Source organism: Mesorhizobium sp. M5C.F.Ca.ET.164.01.1.1, assembly GCF_004792125.1.
In the GTDB taxonomy this organism is placed as follows: Bacteria; Pseudomonadota; Alphaproteobacteria; order Rhizobiales; family Rhizobiaceae; genus Mesorhizobium; species Mesorhizobium wenxiniae.
The window spans coordinates 1-283 of sequence record NZ_SRTG01000605.1 but is presented as its reverse complement, the minus strand read 5'-3'; the positions used below and the strand labels follow the sequence as shown (position 1 = coordinate 283).

At 56.5% G+C, this 283-nt stretch carries 1 pseudogene; it reads left to right on the top strand.

Annotated features, from left to right (window positions below):
• Nucleotides 1–283, top strand: a pseudogene (locus tag EN807_RS37315) (hypothetical protein); the annotation flags it as partial.

Below are 283 nucleotides of genomic sequence, written 5' to 3'. Positions count from 1 at the left end.
GCAATGTCGAAGAGGTGGCCGAACACACGAACCATCTGTTGGGCGGGGACCTCACGCAGTCTTCCCCAATCCTGGTCGAAGAATTCGCACAAGGCCCCTATTATTGCACTCATATAATGGGAAATGAGGTCATTGGGATTGCCGCTGCTGACTTCAGCCCGCCACCGCATTTCGTCTTCCATCAGTGCATCTGCCCAGCCCCGCTGAGTGATGACCAGCACAAGCGTATCGCCGATCTTTCGTTGAGCTGTTTGCGGGCTCTCGACCTTGGCTGGGGGCCAAC